The 3,674-nt window shown below is 70.0% G+C and carries 3 protein-coding genes and 2 pseudogenes; 2 read left to right on the top strand and 3 right to left on the bottom strand.

The annotated features are described in order from the left end of the window. Nucleotides 1-205, bottom strand: a pseudogene (locus QZ271_RS14115) (hypothetical protein); the annotation flags it as partial. 156 nt (nt 206-361) lie between these two features. Between QZ271_RS14115 and QZ271_RS14110 the strand changes: the two are divergent. Both QZ271_RS14110 and QZ271_RS14105 read left to right on the top strand, forming a co-directional pair. After that, nucleotides 362-733 (top strand): hypothetical protein, encoded by a 372-nt coding sequence (locus QZ271_RS14110; protein WP_291432542.1) that lies wholly within the window; start codon nt 362-364, stop codon nt 731-733. Between the two features lie 379 nt (nt 734-1,112). After that, nucleotides 1,113-1,712: a phosphate uptake regulator PhoU gene (locus QZ271_RS14105; protein ID WP_291432546.1), complete on the top strand. Its 600-nt coding sequence runs from the start codon at nt 1,113-1,115 to the stop codon at nt 1,710-1,712. Between the two features lie 115 nt (nt 1,713-1,827). Here the strand turns inward: QZ271_RS14105 and QZ271_RS14100 are convergent, their stop codons facing one another. Then, nucleotides 1,828-3,435 (bottom strand): S49 family peptidase, encoded by a 1,608-nt coding sequence (locus tag QZ271_RS14100; RefSeq protein WP_291432540.1) that lies wholly within the window; start codon nt 3,433-3,435, stop codon nt 1,828-1,830. Nucleotides 3,436-3,443: 8 nt separating this feature from the next. Next, a pseudogene (locus QZ271_RS14095) lies at nt 3,444-3,674 on the bottom strand (hypothetical protein); the annotation flags it as partial.

Below are 3,674 nucleotides of genomic sequence, written 5' to 3'. Positions count from 1 at the left end.
GAGTAGGAGAAAAGCGGGTTCCGGACGTGGAGTTGGCAACCCGGTGCCCTCCCGGGTTGTCAACGAAACAAACGGAACCCGTATGAGACACGCCCGTCTCTGCGGCCGCCTCACTGAACCCGCCGGCGTCCGCTACCGCCAGCAGGGCGCGTAGCTGCGCCAGGGACGGCAGGCCGGTGGTGATGGTGGGGCGTCCGTGGGTCACAACCCAGTGTAGGCCGTGCTCTGCCCCCGGAATATCGGGTAAACCGATGCGGCACGCCCTGCGCCGCTTCTTCCCCCGATAGCCAGGACGGCCCGGGCAGGCGCACCTTGAAGGCATCACCGGCCGCCCCTGGCCGCGCCCCCAGAGGTGCCTTCCATGACTGCTGCTCAGCGCCATCCTGCCCCCTCCCAGCCCCACCACACCGCGCCCAGCCTGCCGAACCCGGGCGCCCCCCTGTACTACCTGGAAGTCATAGTGCCCAGCGGCCAGATTGACGGCGGCCAGATTGACGGCGGCCAGATCGGCGGCGGCCAGACGTGCGACAGTCAGACCTGCGGCGTCCCGACGCCTGGCACCCTGGTCCCGCACCTGAGCGGCTGGACCGTGCAGACCTGGCCGGTCGCCAGACTGGGCGACCTGACCCTCCAGGCCCGCCCGCACAGCGCGGCCGCCACCCCGGACGACCTGCGCGCCGCGCTGAGCCGCGCCGGGTTCACGCCGCTTGGCCCCATCCGCACCCGCCGCTGAGACGGCCTGCGACGGGGTGGTGGGCAACAACCATTCCGTATGATTCCCATTGATACGGACTCCGGGTTGAATAGGCTGCAAAGACCCTTCGATCCGAGCGAAGCGGTGGGAGCGGGGCGGGTTCCGGGCGTGGAGCTGGCAACCCGGTACGATTCTGGGTTGTTGGCGGAACATACGGCAGTCCGTATGACACTGTGCCCCGGCACCTGCGCGGGGGTGCGCCGCTCCTTCACTTGACCGGGTCATTACAACGGGGCAGGATACTGCCCGCATGAACGGCGACCACTTTCCTCCGCAGAACAGCGCTGAACCCGGCCACCCGGGACCGGCCAGCGCCGGCCAGCGGAGCGTTTCGCTGGTCACCGTGCGCTTCCTGCGGATGCTGAGCATCACCCTCGAACAACTCGACGCCGTGCGGGACGCCAACGACCGTGCGGAATTCGCTGGCCTGACAGCCCGCGCCGAGACGCTGGAAGCCGAAACGGACGATCTGGAACGCGAGATCGAGGACCTGTGCCTGGACGCCTTCGCGGCTGGCCTGACCGAACAGGAACTCGCCTTCCACCTGATGGTGTTCCGCAGCCTGACCAACCTCGAGCGGGTCGGGGATTACGCCTTTACCGTCGCCCGTGACCTTGAAACCTTCGCGCCCCGCGCCCGCAGCGCCACCCTTCAGGATGTGCTGCCCCTCGTGCGCCTGCTCTCAGAGATGCTCGAGCGCCTTGCGTTCGCCTTTGCCGAGCGTGACGCTGCCGCCGCCCGCGACGTCATGCGCCTCGACTATGAGCAGGTGGACGCCCTGTACGAGCAGATGCAGCGCGCCAGCCTGACCCGCCTGCTCGAACGCCCGGAAGACACCAGCGTCGCCCTGACCGCCGGACGCATGGCCCGCAATCTCGAACGACTCGGGGATCACCTCGTGAATGTCGCCGAGCGCCTGGAACACGTCGTGACCCGCCCGAACCCCGCTCTGATCTGACACGGACTTCGGTGGAGTCGGTGCTCTTCCGACTGTGGCGCAGTGGAGCGGCAGTCCGTATGAGGAGTGGATCGGGCTCCTTGTCAGTCCAATCCTTCCGGCCCATCGTCTGCTGTCAGCGCACACGCACGTCCTGATCGAACCAGGTCAGCACGCGCTCGTTGCCGAAGGGCCACACGCTGAGCTGCGTGGCCTGCGCGGCTTCCTGCGCGAACTGCGGTAGGGGACCGGTGCCCCGGGGAGTGACGTTCCAGGCGGGCGCGTCGTGCGGCAGCCCGGCCAGTTCACGGGCGCGGCGCAGGCCGGCGCTCAGGTCCCCGAGTTCGTCGATCAGGCCGCGTTCCAGGGCGTCATGACTGCTCCAGATGCGGCCCCGACCCAGGGCGTTCACGCGTTCGCGGCTCAGACCCCGGCCCTCGGCGACGCGGGCCGTGAACCGGTCGTACACCTCCAGAATGCTCTTCTCGACGTGGTCGCGTTCCTCGTCAGTGTACGGGCGGGACGGGGAGTACATCAGGGCGCGGTCGCGGCCCACCCGTTCCGGGTTCAGGCCCTGGCGGCGGTTGAATTCGGTCATGACGGGTTTGCCGCTGACCACGCCGATACTTCCGGTCAGGGTGTACGGCGAGGCCACGATGGCTCTGGCGTGCGTGGCCACGTAGTACCCGCCCGAGGCGGCGTACTCGCCCATGACGACCACGACTGGTTTCTTGCTGGTGGCGACCTCACGCCAGATCAGGTCGCTGGCCAGGGCGCTGCCGCCTCCGCTGTTCACGTACAGCACGATCGCCTTCGTGGATTTGTCCTCTCTGGCGCGGCGCAGCGCGGCCACGACCGTGTCGGACCCGGCCATCGGGCCGCCCAGCAGCGGCAGCGGAATGGGGTTGTTGCGGCTTTTGCCGGGGATGATCGTGCCGATCAGCGGCACGACCGCCACGCGCCCAGCCTTCGCGTTCGCGGGCCGGTGGGGCTTCAGGAGGTCCAGGACCGCCTCGAAGGGCCGGGAGGCCGGGCCGATCAGTTCGTCCTCGTAGGCGACCTTGGTGATCACGCCGGCCGCCAGGGCCGCCCGCGCGCTGGTCAGGTCCGCGCTGAGCCACCCGGCCGCCGTCTGCGGGGTCACGCCGCGCGCCCCGGCCAGGTCGTTGGCCCAGGCGGCTTCCAGGCCGTCCAGGTAAGCCTGAAGCTGCTCGCGGTTGTGGTCGTCCATGTGATCCTGCGAGAAGCGTGTCAGGGCCGCCTTGTACTCCCGGACACGCAGGTTCTCGAACTCGATGCCGCGTTTTTTCAGGAACTCGCCCAGGAAGGTGCTTTCCAGCCCGAATCCTCCCAGGTTCACCTCGGCGGATTCCGGCGCGACCAGTTCGCCCGCGCCGCTCGCGGCGATCAGGGTGGTCATGGTCAGCTGCGGCAGGAACGCCACCACGCGCTTCTCGGCGGCGAGGTCCGCCAGGACGCCCCGCACCGCGTGCGCGGACGCCGGGGACGCCGTGAACTCCCCGAAGCGCACCAGTACGCCGTGCAGCCACGGGGCGCCGCGCAGTTTCTGCACCCGGGCCGCGAGCGCCTCGACCGACTCGGTGCGGCTGAGCAGCGCCGCGAGCGGGCTTCCGGGCTGACGCTCCGGGTACGGGCCGCTCAGGTCCAGGATCACCCAGGTGGGGCGGGTCACGCCGCCCGGCAGCGCGTCGTCACTCTTCAGGAACGGCAATCTGAGGTTCATGCCCCACGCTACGCGCCGCCCGCCTGAGAAGTTCCGGCCCGGCCCTGCGCCGCGCGCCCCAGCTGCTGACCCATGACGGCCGCGCGCGCGCTCAGCAGCGCCGCTGCTTCTGCGGGCAGGACCTCGCGCGCCGTGGCGTTCCACAGCGCCAGCCAGCGGCCCAGGTGCGCGGCCCGCACGCCCAGGCCCGCGTGCGCGGCGTTCAGGTTCCCGCGCCACGCAGCCCGGCCCGGCTCGCC

Origin of the sequence: Deinococcus sp. (assembly GCF_018260555.1) — a bacterium.
Taxonomy (GTDB): Bacteria; Deinococcota; Deinococci; order Deinococcales; family Deinococcaceae; genus Deinococcus.
This window is presented reverse-complemented; position numbering and strand designations above follow the sequence as displayed.